This is a genomic window from Sphingopyxis alaskensis RB2256, assembly GCF_000013985.1.
Lineage (GTDB): Bacteria > Pseudomonadota > Alphaproteobacteria > Sphingomonadales > Sphingomonadaceae > Sphingopyxis > Sphingopyxis alaskensis.
On the sequence record NC_008048.1, the window covers coordinates 2,236,208 to 2,253,551 of the forward strand.

Annotated in this window: 15 protein-coding genes and 2 tRNA genes; 13 read left to right on the top strand and 4 right to left on the bottom strand. The window is 65.5% G+C overall.

Annotated features, from left to right (window positions below; all coding sequences use genetic code 11):
- From leuD to SALA_RS10860, 5 genes are all read left to right on the top strand, one after another.
- A complete protein-coding gene (gene leuD / locus SALA_RS10840) occupies positions 1–594 on the top strand; it encodes a 3-isopropylmalate dehydratase small subunit (protein WP_011542416.1) in 594 nt (197 codons plus the stop codon).
- Between the two features lie 23 nt (positions 595–617).
- Entirely contained in the window at positions 618–1,613 is a 996-nt protein-coding gene (locus SALA_RS10845) for an NADPH:quinone oxidoreductase family protein (RefSeq protein ID WP_011542417.1), read from the top strand.
- Between the two features lie 65 nt (positions 1,614–1,678).
- Complete coding sequence (locus SALA_RS10850; RefSeq protein WP_322785223.1) at positions 1,679–1,888, top strand: DUF167 family protein; 210 nt, start codon at positions 1,679–1,681, stop codon at positions 1,886–1,888.
- A gap of 74 nt (positions 1,889–1,962) precedes the next feature.
- Positions 1,963–2,256 (top strand): hypothetical protein, encoded by a 294-nt coding sequence (locus SALA_RS10855; protein WP_011542419.1) that lies wholly within the window; start codon positions 1,963–1,965, stop codon positions 2,254–2,256.
- A gap of 242 nt (positions 2,257–2,498) precedes the next feature.
- A tRNA-Thr gene (locus tag SALA_RS10860) sits at positions 2,499–2,574 on the top strand.
- 1 nt (position 2,575) lies between these two features.
- On the opposite strand, the gene SALA_RS17510 is transcribed toward SALA_RS10860, so the two are convergent.
- Together SALA_RS17510 and SALA_RS10870 are read right to left on the bottom strand one after the other, a co-directional pair.
- Positions 2,576–2,902: an Arm DNA-binding domain-containing protein gene (locus tag SALA_RS17510; RefSeq protein ID WP_011542420.1), complete on the bottom strand. Its 327-nt coding sequence runs from the start codon at positions 2,900–2,902 to the stop codon at positions 2,576–2,578.
- 164 nt (positions 2,903–3,066) lie between these two features.
- A tRNA-Leu gene (locus tag SALA_RS10870) sits at positions 3,067–3,153 on the bottom strand.
- A gap of 200 nt (positions 3,154–3,353) precedes the next feature.
- On the opposite strand from SALA_RS10870, the gene SALA_RS10875 reads away from it, so the two are divergent.
- The 7 genes from SALA_RS10875 to SALA_RS10905 all read left to right on the top strand — a co-directional run bounded on the left by SALA_RS10875 (position 3,354) and on the right by SALA_RS10905 (position 13,849).
- Entirely contained in the window at positions 3,354–4,292 is a 939-nt protein-coding gene (locus tag SALA_RS10875) for a complex I NDUFA9 subunit family protein (RefSeq protein ID WP_011542421.1), read from the top strand.
- A gap of 58 nt (positions 4,293–4,350) precedes the next feature.
- Positions 4,351–5,151, top strand: a complete 801-nt coding sequence (locus SALA_RS10880; RefSeq protein ID WP_011542422.1) for an undecaprenyl-diphosphate phosphatase — start codon at positions 4,351–4,353, stop codon at positions 5,149–5,151.
- Between the two features lie 158 nt (positions 5,152–5,309).
- Entirely contained in the window at positions 5,310–6,752 is a 1,443-nt protein-coding gene (locus tag SALA_RS10885) for an NAD(P)-dependent oxidoreductase (RefSeq protein ID WP_011542423.1), read from the top strand.
- Positions 6,749–7,906, top strand: coding sequence for a DUF2059 domain-containing protein (locus SALA_RS10890; protein WP_237700862.1), 1,158 nt, complete (start codon positions 6,749–6,751; stop codon positions 7,904–7,906). Before SALA_RS10885 ends, SALA_RS10890 begins: the two co-directional genes overlap by 4 nt.
- Before the next feature lie 27 nt (positions 7,907–7,933).
- Positions 7,934–12,466, top strand: coding sequence for a glutamate synthase large subunit (gene gltB, locus SALA_RS10895; RefSeq protein ID WP_011542425.1), 4,533 nt, complete (start codon positions 7,934–7,936; stop codon positions 12,464–12,466).
- A 113-nt stretch (positions 12,467–12,579) separates the two neighbouring features.
- Positions 12,580–13,008: a hypothetical protein gene (locus SALA_RS10900; protein WP_011542426.1), complete on the top strand. Its 429-nt coding sequence runs from the start codon at positions 12,580–12,582 to the stop codon at positions 13,006–13,008.
- 169 nt (positions 13,009–13,177) lie between these two features.
- Complete coding sequence (locus SALA_RS10905; RefSeq protein ID WP_011542427.1) at positions 13,178–13,849, top strand: glutathione S-transferase family protein; 672 nt, start codon at positions 13,178–13,180, stop codon at positions 13,847–13,849.
- 108 nt (positions 13,850–13,957) lie between these two features.
- Here SALA_RS10905 and ubiG read toward each other — a convergent pair whose 3' ends face one another.
- Entirely contained in the window at positions 13,958–14,776 is an 819-nt protein-coding gene (ubiG, locus tag SALA_RS10910; RefSeq protein ID WP_011542428.1) for a bifunctional 2-polyprenyl-6-hydroxyphenol methylase/3-demethylubiquinol 3-O-methyltransferase UbiG, read from the bottom strand.
- Between the two features lie 160 nt (positions 14,777–14,936).
- Here ubiG and SALA_RS10915 point away from each other — a divergent pair, with 160 nt between their 5' ends.
- Complete coding sequence (locus tag SALA_RS10915) at positions 14,937–16,184, top strand: aspartate kinase (protein WP_011542429.1); 1,248 nt, start codon at positions 14,937–14,939, stop codon at positions 16,182–16,184.
- Between the two features lie 82 nt (positions 16,185–16,266).
- On the opposite strand, the gene SALA_RS10920 is transcribed toward SALA_RS10915, so the two are convergent.
- Positions 16,267–16,833, bottom strand: a complete 567-nt coding sequence (locus SALA_RS10920; protein ID WP_011542430.1) for an inner membrane-spanning protein YciB — start codon at positions 16,831–16,833, stop codon at positions 16,267–16,269.
- Positions 16,834–17,344: the final 511 nt, after the last annotated feature.

Genomic DNA, 17,344 nt, shown 5'->3' on the forward strand with positions numbered 1-17,344 from the left:
ATGACGCCGCTGAACCAGGTCGAGGGCCGCGCCATCCCGCTGGGCCTCAAAAATATCGACACCGACGTCATCATCCCTGCGCACTGGCTGAAGACCACGACGCGCGAGGGCATGGGACGCGGCGCGTTCGAAAGCCTGCGCGCCGATCCCGACAATCTGTTCGACCGCCCCGAATACAGGCAAGCCCCGATCCTGATCGCGGGCGACAATTTCGGATGCGGGTCGAGCCGCGAACATGCCGCCTGGGCGCTCGGCGACCTCGGTATCCGCGTCGTGATCGCGCCGAGCTATTCGGACATTTTTTCGGGCAATGCGGTGAAGAACGGCATCCTGCCGGTCGTGCTGCCGCAGGCGGCGATCGACCGGCTTCTCGAAGTGGCGGCGACCGATCCGGTCCGCATCGACCTCGAGCATCAGACGGTGACGACGCCGTTCCAGGACCGCTTCACCTTCGAGATCGACCCGTTCCGCAAGATGTGCCTGCTCGAAGGGCTCGACGAGATTTCGCTGACCGAAAAGAGCGATGCGGCGATCGGCGCCTATGAAGACAGGCTCGATGCCGAGCGTCCGTGGATGCGCGCCGTCGTCGGGTAGGACACCGAAGAGGAGAAGATGTGATGAAGGCTCTTTTGTCGACCGCAACCGGCGGCCCCGAAACGCTGGTCCTTGGCGAACTGCCGCGCCCGAGCGCGGGCAAGGGCCAGATCGTGATCGACGTGAAAGCCTGCGCGGTCAATTTCCCCGACACGCTCATCATCGAGGATAAATATCAGTTCAAACCCGAACGCCCCTTTGCGCCTGGCGGCGAAGTGGCCGGGCTGGTCGCCGAAGTCGGCGAGGGCGTCACCGGGTTCAAGGCCGGCGACCGGGTGATCGCGGGCTGCGGCAACGGGGGAATGGCCGAGGCGGTCGCGGTCTCGGTGCATAATGTCTATCACCTGCCCGAAGGCCATGACTTTGCCGAAGGTGCCTCCTTGCTGATGACCTATGGCACCAGCATCCACGCGCTCGTTGATCGCGGGCACATCAAGGAAGGCGACACGCTGCTGGTCCTGGGCGCATCGGGCGGGGTCGGCATCGCCGCAGTCGAGCTGGGCAAGGCGTTCGGGGCGCGCGTCGTCGCGGGCGTGTCGAGCGAGGAGAAGGCCGCGATCGCGCGCGACGCGGGCGCCGACGAGATCGTGGTCTATGGCCGCCAGCCGTTCGACAAGGACCAGTCGAAGGAACTTGCGAACCGATTCAAGGAAGCCGTCGGGCCGGGCGGCGCGAACCTCATCTATGACGCAGTCGGCGGCGATTATGCCGAGCCGGCGCTGCGTTCGATCGCGTGGGAGGGCCGCTATCTGGTCGTCGGCTTCCCCGCGGGCATCCCGCGCCTGCCGCTGAACCTGACGCTGCTCAAGAGCTGCGACGTTGCCGGCGTCTTCTGGGGCGCGTTCGTCGCACGCGAACCGGAACGCAACCGCGCCAATATCGCGCGCCTGTTCCAGCTGTGGGAGCAAGGCAAGATCAAGCCGCGCGTCACCGGCAGCTATGCCCTTGAAGACGGAGGCAAGGCGATCGCCAAGCTCGGCGATCGCAGCGCGGTGGGCAAGCTGGTCGTCACCATCTGAAATACCGCCCCGATCCCGCGCTGACCGCGGCGCTCCGGGCCCTCGCCGCCGACGGGCGGATCGAGGTGCGGATGACGCCCGGCGCGCGCAGCGAGGCGGTGCGGATCGAGGGTGGCACCGTGCATCTGCGCGTGACCGTTCCGCCCGCCGACGGCGCTGCGAACGCCGCCGTGCTGCGCCTGCTCGCCGCCGCGCTCGACGTCCCGCCGCGCGACCTGACGTTGATCCGGGGCGCATCGGCGCGGATCAAATTGATCGGCATCGCGCGCAATTGACCCTCGCCGGTTAACCAATTGGCAGGGCATCGCGGCTATATCCGGCAGCAGGACTGGCTGGACCAAGGTGGATCATGGCGAAACGCCGCCCGAAACGCGCCGAAGGAGATGCGAGCATCGCCAACATTTCGCGAACCCGCCGCGCGCAGCTGGTCGCCGAGTTCGAGGGCGAGCTGGGCATCGACTATAAGGCACGCGCCGCGGCGGAAGAGGCCGAACGACGCTGGATCGCGCGCAAGACCTTCATCGTCTGGACGATCGCGCTGATGTTCTTTGCCATCGCGTGCCAGAAGCTGTGGATCATGGGTCAGGACGTCGATGTTCCCTTTTCCGACATCAATCCGGTGCGCAGCCTGGTCGGGGATTAAACCCGGTTGACCTGACCCCCTGATTTTCCTCCAGTCTTGATTGGAGTCCGGCCCTGATGAAAGGACAGCCAACCGGATCGACAACAGGGCAATAATGATCTTGGACGTCCACACGCTGGAATCCCCCGTCACCGGTCGAAAAAATTCTTCGTCTCGCCAACACCGTCCTCGTCCGGGGAACAGAAACAAATGCCAGAGGGCGCTTGTCATCATCCGGCGGCACTGTTAGAGGCGCCGGCGTTGCCGCTTTAGCTCAGTTGGTAGAGCACATCATTCGTAATGATGGGGCCACAGGTTCGAGTCCTGTAAGCGGCACCAGTCAATCCGTTGAAATAAAAGATTTTCTGACGCCATCGAGGCGCCGGAACCTGACATTGTTGCTCGGGCCCGCGAAGGCGCGCGGCATCGGACGGCCATCAATTGAAACTTGAGCTAATGTCCATGCTGACTGCCTCGCCTGCTTCAGGCTGATCGCGGGATAGGCACCGATCGACAGCTTCTGTTCGACCGGGCCGATCCGGTAGCGGAATCGCCAGAGTTTGCCCCCGGCTGGGAAGACCTCGACGTAAAATCCGCGGTCGTCAGCAACCTTGTAGGGCTTGTCCTTTGGCTCGAGGGCGCAAAGCCGAGTCTCGATCAGCGGCATGTTCGGGCCTTTTCCCGATGTGGTTTTCGCAAAGGCCTGCAAAAAGCCCGCAAAATGTGCGGAACCCCCGAGAAAAGGCGGGACGATCCGGCACGATCCAGGGGCCAATTTCCCCTGGTTTCTGCGGGTTTAATACATTTTCGGGATGTTCCGAGAAGAACAAATGGTGCCCAGAAGAGGACTCGAACCTCCACGACCTTGCGATCGCCAGCACCTGAAGCTGGTGCGTCTACCAATTCCGCCATCTGGGCACGGGGTAGGAGCGGGCGCTTAGCGGGGCGGCTGGCGGCTTGTCAACCGCGCTCCGGTCGCCGTCGTGCTTTTTATCTCAAACCGAACGGTTTCGCGGCGCAAACTGGCCTTCTCCCTTGCCCCTCCCTTCGCTTCGCGGCATGGGAAAGCCGTTCGGCGCCCGTGCGCGCCCCTTGAAGAGAATCACACAGGCGGACCCATGCAGACTTTCGACGGGCAATTGATCACGGTGCTGGGCGGCGGCGGCTTCCTCGGCCGCTATGTCGTGCAACGGTTGCTGGCGCGCGGCGCGCGCGTTCGTATTGCACAGCGCGACCCGCGCGCGGCGACCTTCCTGAAGCCGCTCGGCGGGCTTGGCCAGACGCAGTTCGTCCACGCCGACGTCCGTGACGCGGCGAGCGTGGCGCGCGCGGTGCAGGGCAGCGACGCGGTGATCAACCTGGTCGGCGCGTTCGACGATATGCGCGCGGTGCAGGCCGATGGCGCGGGACATGTCGCGACGACGGCGAAAGCGGCGGGCGCGCGCGCGCTCGTCCATGTCTCGGCGATCGGCGCCGACCGCGACAGCCCTTCGGCCTATGGCCGCAGCAAGGGCGACGGCGAAGCCGCGGTGCGCGCGGCCTTTACCGGGGCCGCCATCCTGCGTCCCTCGATCATCTTTGGCCGCGAGGACCGGTTCATCAATCGCTTTGCCGGCATGATGCGCCTCGCGCCGGTCATGCCGGTGATCGCGCCGCAAGCGAAGTTCCAGCCCGTCTATGTCGGCGATGTCGCCGATGCGGTCGTCGCCGCGCTGGCCGACACGGCCACCGGCAGGCTGTTCGAACTCGGTGGGCCGCAGGTGCTGACGATGCGCGAACTGCTCCGCTGGATCGCCGATGCAACCGGACGGTCGCCGCTGTTCATCGACGTGCCCGATTTTCTTGCCTCGGCGCTCGCGACCGGATTCGGCTGGGCGCCCGGTGCGCCGATCACCAGAGACCAGTGGCTGATGCTGCAAAGCGACAATGTCGTGGCGAGCGGCGCCGCGGGCCTCGCCGAGCTTGGCATCACGCCCACCCCGCTCGCGGCGGTCGCCGACGGCTGGCTGGTGCAATATCGCCGCCACGGCCGGTTCACGGTCGAAACCCCCGCCTGACACCATCCCGGCCCCGGTGGTCGCGTGGTGATTGCCGGGGCGCAGCCCAGGACATTTCATGCACGACCTTGCCACCATCATCCTGCTCGGCATCATCGAGGGGCTGACCGAGTTCCTTCCCGTCTCCTCGACGGGGCATTTGATTCTGGCGAGCGAAATGCTGGGGTTCACCGGCGAAGGGTCGGCCGCGTTCAAGATCGCGATCCAGCTCGGCGCGATCCTGGCGGTGCTCGTCGCCTATCGTGCGCGTTTCTGGGGGGTCGGCATGGGGCTGCTGCGCGCCGATCCGGCGGCGGTTGCGTTCACGCGCAACATACTGATTGGCTTCCTGCCGGCGATGCTCGTCGGCGCGGTCGCCTATGAAGGAGTTCGCGCGCTGCTCGAATCGCCCGCGACCGTCGCGGTCGCGCTGCTGGTCGGCGGCATCGCGATTCTGGCGATCGAGCGCATGGTCAAGGTGGTGAAGGTCGAAAGCGTCGAGGCGATGCCGCTGCGCACCGCGATCGCCATTGGCGCGGTCCAGTGCATCGCGATGATCCCCGGCGTCAGCCGGTCGGGCGCGACGATCATGGGCGCGCTGCTGATGGGGGTCGAACGCAGGACGGCGGCCGAGTTCAGCTTTTTCCTCGCGGTGCCGACGATGATGGGTGCAACCGCCTATTCATTGTGGAAGGACCGCGCGATCCTGACCTTCGACGATATGAACGCGATTGCGATCGGGCTGTTCGTTGCCTTTCTCGTCGCGCTGGTCGTGGTCAAGGCCTTCGTGGCAATCGTCGGCCGCTTTGGTTTTGCGCCCTTCGCCTGGTATCGGATCATCGTCGGCGGCGGCGCGCTGTTATGGCTCGCATGGAAATAGGTCCGAAACGATACTAATTTGCGAAACATTATTACATCGGTCCGTTGAAACGAAAATCCGTGTCAGTTTTAGGTTAGCAATGCTGACCTAACTTGCATTTCGGCCGTGACAGCAGCCAGCCGTCTATGCAAGTCCCCACGCGACGAAGGGGATATTGCATGGTTTCCGAACGCATGCTCCAGTTTGTGGGGCGTGAACAATCCTATCCGGACAAGCGCTCGCCCGAGGAGCGCGCGCGCGACTTTCGCGAGATCGCCGAGCGCTATTCGGCGCCCGATGCCGACGCGCAGGCGGCGCGCTGCTCGCAATGCGGCGTGCCCTATTGCTCGGTGCATTGCCCCTTGCACAACCACATCCCCGACTGGCTGCGCCTGACCGCCGAGGGCCGGCTGCGCGAGGCCTATGAGCTGAGCAACGCGACCTCGACGATGCCCGAGATCTGCGGCCGCATCTGCCCGCAGGACCGCCTGTGCGAGGGCAATTGCGTCATCGAATTTTCAGGGCATGGCGCGGTGACGATCGGCAGCGTCGAAAAATATATCACCGACACCGCCTGGGCCGAGGGCTGGGTCGAACCGTTGCGCGTCGGCCCGGCGACCGGCCAGTCGGTCGGCGTGATCGGCGCGGGCCCCGCGGGCCTCACCGCCGCCGAATATCTGCGCGCCGCTGGGCACGACGTGCATGTCTACGACCGCCACGACCGCGCGGGCGGGCTGCTGACCTATGGCATCCCCGGCTTCAAGCTGGAGAAGGATGTGGTGATGCGCCGCATCGACCGGCTGGCGGCGGGCGGCATCCAGTTCCACCTGGGGTTCGAGGTCGGCAAGGACGCGACGCTCGACGGGCTGCGGCAAAAGCATGACGCGATCCTGATCGCGACCGGCGTGTACAAGGCGCGCGAGATCAACGTCCCCGGCAACGAGGCCGAAGGCGTGATCGCCGCGCTCGACTATCTGGTCGCGTCGAACCGCAAGGGTTTCGGCGATGCGGTTCCCGCCTTCGACGACGGCCGCCTGAACGCCGCAGGCAAGCATGTCGTCGTGATCGGCGGCGGCGACACCGCGATGGACTGCGTCCGCACCGCGGTGCGGCAGGGTGCCAGGTCGGTGAAATGCCTCTATCGCCGCGACCGCGAAAATATGCCGGGGTCGCAACGCGAGGTCGCCAATGCCGAAGAGGAAGGCGTCGAGTTCGTGTGGCTCTCCGCTCCCGAAAGCTTCACCGCCGACAGGCATGTCAAAGAGGTCGCGGTCGCAGGGATGCGGCTTGGCGCCCCCGATGCGAGCGGCCGCCGCAGCCCCGAGGTCGATCCGGGGCGCAGGTTCGACGTCCCCGCCGACATGGTGATCAAGGCACTGGGCTTCGATCCCGAGGAATTGCCGCACCTGTTCGGCGCCCCCGACCTCAGCGTCACGCGCTGGGGCACGCTGCGCGTCGATCACCAGACGATGATGACCAGCCTGCCCGGCGTGTTCGCCGCCGGCGACATCGTGCGCGGCGCCAGCCTGGTGGTGTGGGGAATCCGCGACGGCCGCGACGTCAGCGACCAGATGGCAAAGTGGTTGAAGGCGAAAGCGAAAAGCGAAAAGAAGGCAGCATGACCAACAGGGGAAGGAAGTTCATGATGTCGTCCTGGAAATATATGCTGCTCGCCGGCGCCGCGGCGCTTGCGCCCGCCGCCGCCCTCGCCGCGCCAACCGAAGCGCCGCTGGCGGAAGTCGTCACCACACCGGCAGAAGAGGACGCGGCCGCTCCGTTCGACAGCGAGGCCGCGGCCGCCGAAGCCAAGGCGAAGATGCAGAAGGAAATGGACGAGGTGATCACCCTCGTCGAAAAGATGTTCGATACGAAGAGCCTGCCGCCGATCGACCCCGCGCGGCTGGCGATTGCCGAGCAGACGACCGCGGCGCTGATCCCGACCGGGAGCATCGAAAAGATGCTCGACAATATGTACGGTCGGATGTTCCGCACGCTGATGGGCGAGTTCAGTGGCCAGTCGGACCTGATGCTGTCGATCAAGACCGGCGTCGAAAGCGACAAGATCGCCGCGCTCGACGATGCGACCAAGGGGCAGATCGCCGACCTGTTCGATCCCCATCGCAAGGAGCGCGAGGATCAGATCACGCGCCTCGTGATGCCGCTGATCCGCGAGGCGCTCGCCGACATGGAACCGCCAATGCGTGCGGGTCTGGCCAAGGCTTATGCGCGCAAGTTCACCGGCGCACAGCTGGCCGACCTCAACGCCTTCCTCGCGACGCCGACGGGCCAGCTCTACGCCAGCGAATGGATGGCGTTACAGGCCGATCCCGAAGTCATGGTCGCGGTGGTCAAGGCGGTGCCGCCGCTGCTCACCAAATTCATGGACCGCGCGCCCGAGATCGAAAAGGATTTCAAGGAGCTGCCCAAGGAAAGGCAGCTCGCCGATTTGAGCGACGGGGAGCTGGCGAAGCTCGCCAGGCTGATGAAGGTCGATGTGAGCGCACTCAAGGAACAGCGCGACATGTGGAATGCCGACAGCATGGAGGCGACCGAGGCGGCGGGTTCCGAGGATTATGCGGACGATGCCGCGGTCGACGCCGCAGTCGACGCCGCGGACGCCGCCGCGATGGCGGTCGAGAACAGCGAATATGACCGCAGCAACTGGTCCGATGCCGACCGCCAGCGCGTCGAGGAACTCGAAGCCGCCTATCGCAAAGCCGAAGCCGCGGCGGTCGAAAAGGCGCGCGAACGGCTCGGCCGGAACCCTTCAGACTAGGCGCTCGCCTATCCCGTCAGGACGAATATGATGACCCACTACCCCACCCCCGAACATGCGCGGCTTGCCGAACAGGGCATGTATCGCCCCGACATGGAATCCGATGCCTGCGGCGTCGGCATGGTCGCGGCGACCGACGGCAAGCCGTCACGCCGCGTCGTCGAGGCGGCGATCGAGGCCCTGCGCGCCGTGTGGCACCGCGGCGCGGTCGATGCCGACGGCATGACCGGGGATGGGGCGGGCATCCATGTCGACCTGCCCGAACGCTTTTTCGACGATGCGATCGCGGCGTCGGGGCACAAGGTGCTGCCCAACCGTCTTGCCGTCGGCATGATCTTTCTGCCGCGCACCGACCTGGGGGCGCAGGAGGAATGCCGCACGATCGTCGAGGCCGAGATCATCGACGCGGGTTTCACCATCTATGGCTGGCGGCAGGTGCCCGTCGACGTGTCGGTGATCGGCGACAAGGCGCAGCGCACGCGCCCCGAAATCGAGCAGATCATGATCGCCGGCCCGCTGCCCGAGGAACAGTCGATCGACGAGTTCGAAAAGCAGCTCTATCTCGTCCGCCGCCGGATCGAGAAAAAGGTGATCGCGGCGCAGATCGCCGATTTCTATATCTGCAGCCTGTCGGCGCGCTCGATCATCTACAAGGGGTTGTTCCTCGCCGAAAGCCTCGCGGACTTTTATCCCGACCTTGCGAACAAGCTGTTCGAGAGTCGCGTCGCGATCTTTCACCAGCGCTATTCGACCAACACCTTTCCGCAATGGTGGCTCGCGCAGCCGTTCCGCTGCCTCGCCCACAACGGCGAAATCAACACGATCCGCGGCAACAAGAACTGGATGAAGAGCCACGAGATCAAGATGGCGAGCCTCGCCTTCGGCGAGCATTCGGAGGACATCAAGCCGGTGATCCCCGCGGGGGCGTCGGACACCGCCGCGCTCGACGCGGTGTTCGAGACTTTGTGCCGCGCCGGCCGCGACGCGCCGACCGCCAAGCTGATCCTTGTGCCCGAAGCCTGGGCGAGCGACCCCGATGTGCCCGAAGCGCACAGGGCGATGTACGCCTACCTCGCCAGCGTGATGGAGCCGTGGGACGGCCCCGCCGCGCTGGCGATGACCGACGGTCGCTGGGCAGTCGCGGGCATGGACCGCAACGCGCTCCGTCCGCTGCGTTACACGCTGACCGCCGACAATCTGCTCGTCGTCGGATCCGAAAGCGGCATGGTGCTCCTGCCCGAAGCGAGCGTGCGCAAGAAGGGTCGGCTGGGTCCGGGGCAGATGATCGCGGTCGATCTGGACGAGGGCAAGGTTTACGAAGACCGCGCGATCAAGGACAAGATCGCGGGCGCCGCCGACTATGCCGCGCGCGTCAAGGGGTTCCGCACGATGGCCGACCTGCCCAGGGGCGGCCGGGCGAGCCTGCCGGCCTGGGACCGCAGCGAGCTGCTCCGCCGTCAGGTCGCCGCTGGCCTGACCATGGAGGATATGGAGCTGATCCTCGCGCCGATGGTCGAGGATGCCAAGGAAGCCGTCGGCTCGATGGGCGACGACACGCCGCTCGCCGTCATTTCGGACAAGCCGCGCCACGTCGCGCAATTTTTCCGCCAGAACTTCAGCCAGGTCACCAACCCGCCGATCGACAGCCTGCGCGAACGGCATGTGATGAGCCTGAAGACGCGCTTTGCCAACCTCGCCAACATCCTCGACGAAAAGGGGCAGAGCGATCATGTCCTCGTCATCGATTCGCCGGTGCTGGTCGGCGACGACTGGGATCGGCTGCGCGCCTATTTCGGCGATGCGGTCGCCGACATCGATTGCACCTTCCCCGTTGGCGGCGACGCCTCGACGCTGCGCGACGCAATCGCGCGCGTGCGGCGCGAGGCCGAGGACGCGGTGCGCGCGGGACGCAGCGAGCTGTTCCTGTCCGACCAGAATATCGGCGAGGACCGCGTCGGCATGGCGATGGTGCTCGCCGCCGCGGCGGTCCACACCCACCTCGTGCGCAAGGGGCTGCGCAGCTATGCCTCGATCAACGTCCGCTCGGCCGAAGTGCTCGACACCCACGCCTTTGCCGTGCTCGTCGGCGTCGGCGCGACGACGGTCCACGCCTATCTGGCCGAAGCGACGATCGCCGACCGTCACGCGCGCGGGCTGTTCGGCAGCGAACTGACGCTGGACGACTGCCGCCAGCGGTTCCGCAAGGCGATCGACGACGGGCTTCTGAAAATCCTCGCGAAGATGGGGATTGCGGTGATTTCCTCCTATCGCGGCGGCTATAATTTCGAGGCGGTGGGTTTGAGCCGCGCGCTCGTCAACGACCTGTTCCCCGGAATGCCGGCGAAGATTTCGGGCGAAGGCTATCAATCCTTGTTCATCAACGCGACCGAGAAGCATGAGGCGGCGTTCGACGGGCGCGTCACCACGCTGCCCATCGGCGGCTTCTATCGCCAGCGCGCAGGCGGCGAGGCGCATGCCTATTCGGCGCAGCTGATGCACCTGCTGCAAACCGCGGTCGCGACCGACAGCTATTCGACCTATCTGCAATTTTCGCGCGGGGTCGCCGACCTGCCGCCGATTTACCTCCGCGACCTGATGGAGTTCAACTATCCCGCGCAGGGGGTGCCGCTCGACAGCGTCGAGGCGATCACCGAAATCCGCAAGCGGTTCGTCACCCCCGGCATGTCGCTGGGCGCGCTATCGCCGGAGGCCCACGAAACGCTGGCGATCGCGATGAACCGCATCGGCGCCAAGGCGGTGTCGGGCGAAGGCGGCGAAGCGAGCGAACGTTACAAGCCCTATGCCAATGGCGACAATGCCAACAGCAATATCAAGCAGATCGCGTCGGGCCGTTTTGGCGTTACCGCCGAATATCTGGGCGCGTGCGACGAGATCGAGATCAAGGTCGCGCAGGGCGCCAAGCCCGGCGAAGGCGGCCAGCTGCCCGGTTTCAAGGTCACCGAGTTCATCGCGCGGCTGCGCCATGCGACGCCGGGTGTGACGCTCATCTCGCCCCCGCCGCACCACGACATCTATTCGATCGAGGATCTGGCGCAGCTCATCTATGACCTGAAGCAGATCAACCCGAAGGCGCGCGTTTGCGTGAAGCTCGTCAGTTCGGCGGGCATCGGCACCGTCGCCGCGGGGGTCGCGAAGGCCCATGCCGACGTCATCCTCGTCGCCGGCAACACGGGCGGCACCGGCGCCTCGCCGCAAACGAGCGTCAAATATGCCGGGACGCCGTGGGAAATGGGGCTGTCCGAAGTCAATCAGGTGCTGACCCTCAACGGCCTGCGGCACCGCATCCGCCTGCGCACCGACGGCGGCCTCAAGACCGGGCGCGACATCGTCATCGCCGCGATCCTCGGGGCCGAGGAGTTCGGCATCGGCACGCTCAGCCTCGTCGCGATGGGCTGTATCATGGTGCGCCAGTGCCACAGCAACACCTGCCCGGTCGGCGTCTGTACGCAGGATGAAAAGCTGCGGCAGAAGTTCACCGGCTCGCCCGAGAAGGTCATCAACCTGATGACTTTCATTGCAGAGGAAGTGCGCGAAATCCTGGCGAAGCTGGGCTGCCGCAGCCTCGACGAGGTGATCGGCCGCACCGAGCTTCTCCGCCAGGTCAGCCGTGGTGCCGAGCATCTCGATGACCTCGATCTGAACCCGATTCTTGCGAAGGTCGACGCCCCCGACGAGCAACGCCGCTCGCAGGGGCCGAACTTCCGTAACCCGGTGCCCGACAGCCTCGACGCGCAGATCCTCAATGACGCCAAACCCTTGTTCGAGCGCGGCGAGCGGATGCAGCTCACCTACAACGTCCGCAACACCCACCGCGCCGTCGGCACGCGCCTGTCGGCCGAGATCACTGCGAAGTTCGGCATGAAGGGGCTCGCCGACGACCATGTGCAGGTGCGGCTGCGCGGCACGGCGGGACAATCCCTGGGCGCCTTCCTGTGCCAGGGAATCACGCTCGAAGTGTTCGGCGACGCCAACGACTATGTCGGCAAGGGACTGTCGGGCGGACGCATCATCGTGCGCCCCACGGTGTCTAGCCCGCTCGTCAGCCAGCACAACAGCATCGTCGGCAACACCGTCCTCTACGGCGCGACCGCGGGCACCCTGCTCGCGGCGGGCCAGGCGGGCGAGCGCTTTGCGGTGCGTAACTCGGGCGCCGATGTCGTCGTCGAAGGCTGCGGCGCGAACGGCTGCGAATATATGACCGGCGGCACTGCCGTCATCCTCGGCCCTGTCGGCTCGAACTTCGGCGCCGGTATGACGGGCGGCATGGCCTTCGTGCTCGACACCGACGAGCAGTTCGAACGCCGCGCGAACGGCGAATCGATCGTCTGGCAGCGCCTTGCGAGCAGCCATTGGGAGGGCGTTCTCAAGGCACTGGTCGAGGATCACGCCAAGGCCACGGGCAGCAAATGGTCGGCCGAAATCCTCGCCGACTGGGACCGCTGGCGGCGCCGTTTCTGGCAGGTGTGCCCGAAGGAGATGCTGAGCCGCCTGACGCATTCGCTGAACGAGGAGGCGGTCGAGGTGGTCGCGGCCGAATGACCCGTCGCGGCGGCGGCGCGCTTTGTCGCATCACCGCAAGGCGTTCAGCGCAGCGAAAGCGTGGCGCGCCTATCGCCCGGCATCGACTCCGCATCCCCTGAAAGGATGACGCCATGCGTTTGCTTGTTGCCGCCCTCCCCCTTTTCGCGCTCGCCGCGCCACTGCCCGCTGTCGCGGCCGACGGCGAAGCGCGCGATACCGTCGCAACGCTCAACGATCCGGCGATGCAGGACCGCATGGCCGACACGATCAGCGCGATCGTCGGCGCGCTGATGCAGATGCCGGTCGGGCCGCTCGCCGAAGCGGTCGCGCGCGTCGATCCCGATTCCGGCGCCGCCTATATCCCCGCCGACGCGACGCTCGGCGAACTGGCGGGACGCGATCCCGACTTTGCCGATCGCATGGCCGACGATGTGCGGGCGGGAACACGCGTGGCTGGGCACGCCGTGTCGGCGATCGCGGCTTACGCCCCGCTACTCAAGGACATGGCACGCGACCTTGCCGCGCAATGGGAGCGCGAACGGGCGGCGCCGCGCCATTAGAGCGGCGTGCTGTAGATCTGACCCACCGGGATTGCAGCCTCGACCACAGCGTCGGTTTGATATTTTATCTTCGGAAGTGGGCCACTGCCTTCGCGGGGGCACAATGTGGTGTGGACGATTGCGTCCATAGGCGTTGCACCCCCTGCCCTGCTGCCGCTATGCCAGATTCATGTGGCAACTCTATCAATTTCCGCTCTGCCCCTTTTCGCGCAAGGTCCGCCTGCTGCTCGGCGAAAAGGGTGTCGGTTACGAATTGGTGCGCGAATCGCCGTGGGAGCGGCGCGACGAGTTCATCGACCTCAATCCCGCGGGTCGCACCCCGGTGATGGTCGATCAGGTGCGCGGGCAGGTGCTGATCGACAGCATGGCGATCGCCGAATATTTCGAGGAGACGGTCGAGGGCAAGGCGATGATCAACGGCACCGCCGCCAACCGCGCTGAAATCCGCCGCCTGACCGCCTGGTTCGATCAGGATTTCTATTATGAAGTCACCGGGCCTTTGCTGTTCGAGCGGATGCAGAAGCGCATCGTTCACCGCCAACCGCCCGACAGCGGCGCGCTGCGCGAGGCGATGAAGGCGGCGAATAATCATCTCGACTATATCGACTATCTGATCGATCACCGCACATGGCTCGCCGGCGCGACGATGAGCCTCGCCGATCTGGCGGCCGCCGCGCATATATCGGTTGCCGACTATCTGGGCGGAATCGACTGGACCGGGCACGAGCAGACAAAGGGCTGGTATTCGGGGCTGAAATCGCGGCCTTCGTTCCGCCCGCTGCTGGCCGAGCGGATGGAAATCATCACGCCGCCCAAATACTACGAGGACGTCGACTTCTGAACCGCGTCATTGCGGGGGCCCGAAGGCAACGCGGCAAAATCCAGCCCTTGATCCTTGCGCGGGAGATTGCTTCGCTGCGCTCGCAATGACCATCCTCGGGCGCGCGTCCTATCTATCCGGCCAGCGCGCGGTCATCAGATAGTTGAGCGCCTCGCTGCCGCCGAGCTTGAAGCCCCGCGCCGGTGACGGCGCCAGGCCGGTGCGGTCGATAACCTCCAGCCCCGCGCCTTCGAGCAGTTTCGTCAGCTCCTCCGGCTTTAGAAACCGGTCCCAGTCGTGCGTCCCGCGCGGCACCGCGCCGATCCGTTCGGCGGCCTCGACGAGCAGCAGTTTCGAGGCGATCGTGCGGTTCGGCGTCGACAGGATCATCAGCCCGCCGGGCGCGAGGCGCGCCGCGAGTTCGGCGACGAAGACGGCAGGATCGACGACATGCTCGATCACCTCCATCGAGGTGACGAGGTCGAACTGACCCTTCCCCTCCCCGTTCGTGTCGAGCGAAGTCGAGACACCCCGAAGGTCGGCGCTCCCCAAGAGTGTCTCGACTTCGCTCGACACGAACGGATTCGGGAGGTCAGCCAGCTCACCGGCGAAATAGCTGATCGCCAGCCCCTGCCCCGCCGCATGATCCTTTGCCGCCGCGATATTTTCCGGCGCGGCATCGATGCCGATGACCTTCGCGCCCATCCGCGCGAGCGGCTCGCACAGCAGCCCGGCGCCGCAGCCGACATCGAGCACGTGCTTGCCCGCGAGCGGATGGCGCTCACGCGCATCGACGTGCCAATGGCCATCGATCTGCTCGCGGATATAGGCCAGCCGCACCGGGTTCAGCCTGTGCAGCATCGCCGACGATCCGCGCGGATCCCACCAGTCGGCGGCGAGCGCACCGAAATGGGCGGCTTCGTGCGGGTTGATCGTGGCGGCAGTCATGGGCTGTGATGTGGCACCGCGGCATCGCCGGTGCAAGAAATTCTATCCGGCGCACAGTTTCTCGCGCTTGCCATCGCCCTTCCCCTTCCGTAACGACGCGAGCGCCGCAGAAATGCTTGGAAAAGTTGCGGCCGAAACCAGTTCGGGAAAGCGGGGCGAGATGGCACGGATCGTGATGAAATTCGGGGGCACGTCGATGGCGGGCACCGAGCGGATTCGCACCGTGGCGCGGCTTGTCGCGCGCGAAGTCGCCGATGGCAATGAGGTGGCGGTCGTGGTCTCGGCCATGGCGGGCGAAACCGACCGGCTGGTGGGTTTCTGCCGCGAAGCCAACCCGCGCTACGACCCCGCCGAATATGATGTCGTCGTTGCGTCGGGCGAACAGGTCACGTCGGGCCTGCTTGCGCTGACCCTGCAGGCAATGGGCGTCCCCGCGCGCAGCTGGCTTGGCTGGCAGTTGCCGATCCGCACCGAGGAAGCGCACGCGCGCGCGCGCATCGCCGACATCGACACCGGCGCGCTCGGCGCCGCGATGGCGAAGGGCGAGGTTGCGGTGATCCCCGGTTTCCAGGGCATGATGGACGATGGCCGCATCTCGACATTGGGCCGCGGCGGGTCGGACACCAGCGCCGTCGCCGTCGCCGCAGCAATCAAGGCCGACCGCTGCGACATCTATACCGACGTCGACGGCGTCTATACCACCGATCCGCGCATCGTCGCGCGCGCGCGCAAGCTCGACTATGTCACCTATGAAGAAATGCTCGAACTCGCGAGCGTCGGCGCGAAAGTGCTCCAGACGCGCTCGGTCGGACTCGCGATGAAGATGGGCGTGCGCGTGCAGGTCCTGTCCAGCTTCGTCGAGGGCGACGAGGCCCCCAAAAAAGGCACGATGATCGTCAGCGACGAGGAAATAGAGGAACATCAGATGGAACGGCAGCTGATCACCGGCATCGCCCACGACAAGAATGAAGCGAAGATCATCGTCACGCGCGTGCCCGACAGGCCCGGCGCGGTCGCCAACATCTTTGGCCCGCTCGCCGCCGCGGGGATCAATGTCGACATGATCATCCAGAATGTCGGGCGCGAAAAGGGCGAGACCGACGTGACCTTCACCGTGCCCGGCGCCGACCTCCTCCGCTCGATCGACCTGCTCGAGAGCGCAAAGGACAAGATCGGCTTCAACCGCGTCATCAGCGACGACAAGGTGGCGAAGGTCAGCGTCGTCGGCGTCGGCATGAAAAGCCACGCGGGCGTCGCCAGCACGATGTTCCGCGCACTGGCGGATCGCGGCATCAACATTCAGGCGATCTCGACCAGCGAGATCAAGGTCAGCGTGCTGATCGACGAGGATGAAACCGAACTCGCGGTGCGCGTGCTGCACACCGCCTATGGGCTCGACGCCGAGTAGACAACGTCATTGCCAGCGCAGCGAAGCAATCTCCAGTTCGATGGCTGGAGATTGCTTCGCTGCGCTCGCCATGACGAAAGCGCTACTCGGCAACCGCCGCGCCGCGGCGCAGCCGTGCCTGCGTGACATGATGCACCACGGCGATGTGGACCGCGAACAGACCGAACTTCGACGCCAGTGGAAAGACGCCGATGAACAGCGGCCACCAGGCGGTGAAGAAAAGCGCGACGATCAGGTTGAGCGCGGCGCTCGCGAACATCAGCGCCGACCAGATCATGCCGAACCGGTCCATCACGTCGCCGACGATCGCCATCTGCGCGGGCGGGATATAGCGGCTGAGCCAGCCCTTGCGCAGCATCACGGTCCCGACGATCAGATAAACGATCGTCGGCTTCGCCATCACGAAGCGCGGATCGCCGGTGAACAAGGTCGCCGCCGCGGTGAACAGCACCGAGGCGAGGCTGATCCATTGCAGCGCCGCCACCGCACGCCCACGCGCCAGCTCATATCCGACCACCGCCACCGCTACCACCGTTCCCGCAACCGTCGCGGGAACGATGCCCGCATCGAGCGCAAGCAGCACGGCAAAGACGATAATTCCGAGCGAATCGAAGAGCATCGGCCCGATGGCGTAAAGCAGTGTTCGCATGGCACATCCTTTTCGCGACTCAATGTTACCGTCGTAAACATTGCAGCCCGGCTGCGCGGGGTCAAGCAGAAATTGACGTCGTTAACATTGCTGGCTGGCGAATGGCAGGAAGCGACCGGAAGAGGACATAGTGGCTCTCTCCCCTTCAGGGGAGAGATACGCAGGCTTGCCAGCTTGCTGGCTAGCCGGAGTTGAGAGGGGTTTGGATGGTCCCCCTCTCCCAACCCTCTCCCCTGAAGGGGAGAGGGCTTTATGGCAGCTCCCCCACCCCACACCGGCCACACAAAAACGCTGTCCTACATGGCCCGGCTGTGCCAGCCTTCATCCCGGCTCTTTCAAATGTGGACAAAAGCGCTCGCCGCCCGGCTTGGGATCAGGGGCGTCAATCGCGCGCGACCTGCGCGCCGGGCGCAGCCAATCGGCGGCCACACAAGGCTGACCTTTCCTGACTTTTGGACCGATTGCGCGGGGCCGCGCCGACCGCTTCGCGCCTCGAAGCCGTTGTCACGCC

Coding starts and splice junctions, on each gene's coding strand:
- leuD (WP_011542416.1), top strand. CDS start 1: ATGACGCCGCTGAACCAGGTCGAGGGCCGCGCCATCCCGCTGGGCCTC.
- SALA_RS10845 (WP_011542417.1), top strand. CDS start 618: ATGAAGGCTCTTTTGTCGACCGCAACCGGCGGCCCCGAAACGCTGGTC.
- SALA_RS10855 (WP_011542419.1), top strand. CDS start 1,963: ATGGCGAAACGCCGCCCGAAACGCGCCGAAGGAGATGCGAGCATCGCC.
- SALA_RS17510 (WP_011542420.1), bottom strand. CDS start 2,902: ATGCCGCTGATCGAGACTCGGCTTTGCGCCCTCGAGCCAAAGGACAAG.
- SALA_RS10875 (WP_011542421.1), top strand. CDS start 3,354: ATGCAGACTTTCGACGGGCAATTGATCACGGTGCTGGGCGGCGGCGGC.
- SALA_RS10880 (WP_011542422.1), top strand. CDS start 4,351: ATGCACGACCTTGCCACCATCATCCTGCTCGGCATCATCGAGGGGCTG.
- SALA_RS10885 (WP_011542423.1), top strand. CDS start 5,310: ATGGTTTCCGAACGCATGCTCCAGTTTGTGGGGCGTGAACAATCCTAT.
- SALA_RS10890 (WP_237700862.1), top strand. CDS start 6,749: ATGACCAACAGGGGAAGGAAGTTCATGATGTCGTCCTGGAAATATATG.
- gltB (WP_011542425.1), top strand. CDS start 7,934: ATGATGACCCACTACCCCACCCCCGAACATGCGCGGCTTGCCGAACAG.
- SALA_RS10900 (WP_011542426.1), top strand. CDS start 12,580: ATGCGTTTGCTTGTTGCCGCCCTCCCCCTTTTCGCGCTCGCCGCGCCA.
- SALA_RS10905 (WP_011542427.1), top strand. CDS start 13,178: ATGTGGCAACTCTATCAATTTCCGCTCTGCCCCTTTTCGCGCAAGGTC.
- ubiG (WP_011542428.1), bottom strand. CDS start 14,776: ATGACTGCCGCCACGATCAACCCGCACGAAGCCGCCCATTTCGGTGCG.
- SALA_RS10915 (WP_011542429.1), top strand. CDS start 14,937: ATGGCACGGATCGTGATGAAATTCGGGGGCACGTCGATGGCGGGCACC.
- SALA_RS10920 (WP_011542430.1), bottom strand. CDS start 16,833: ATGCGAACACTGCTTTACGCCATCGGGCCGATGCTCTTCGATTCGCTC.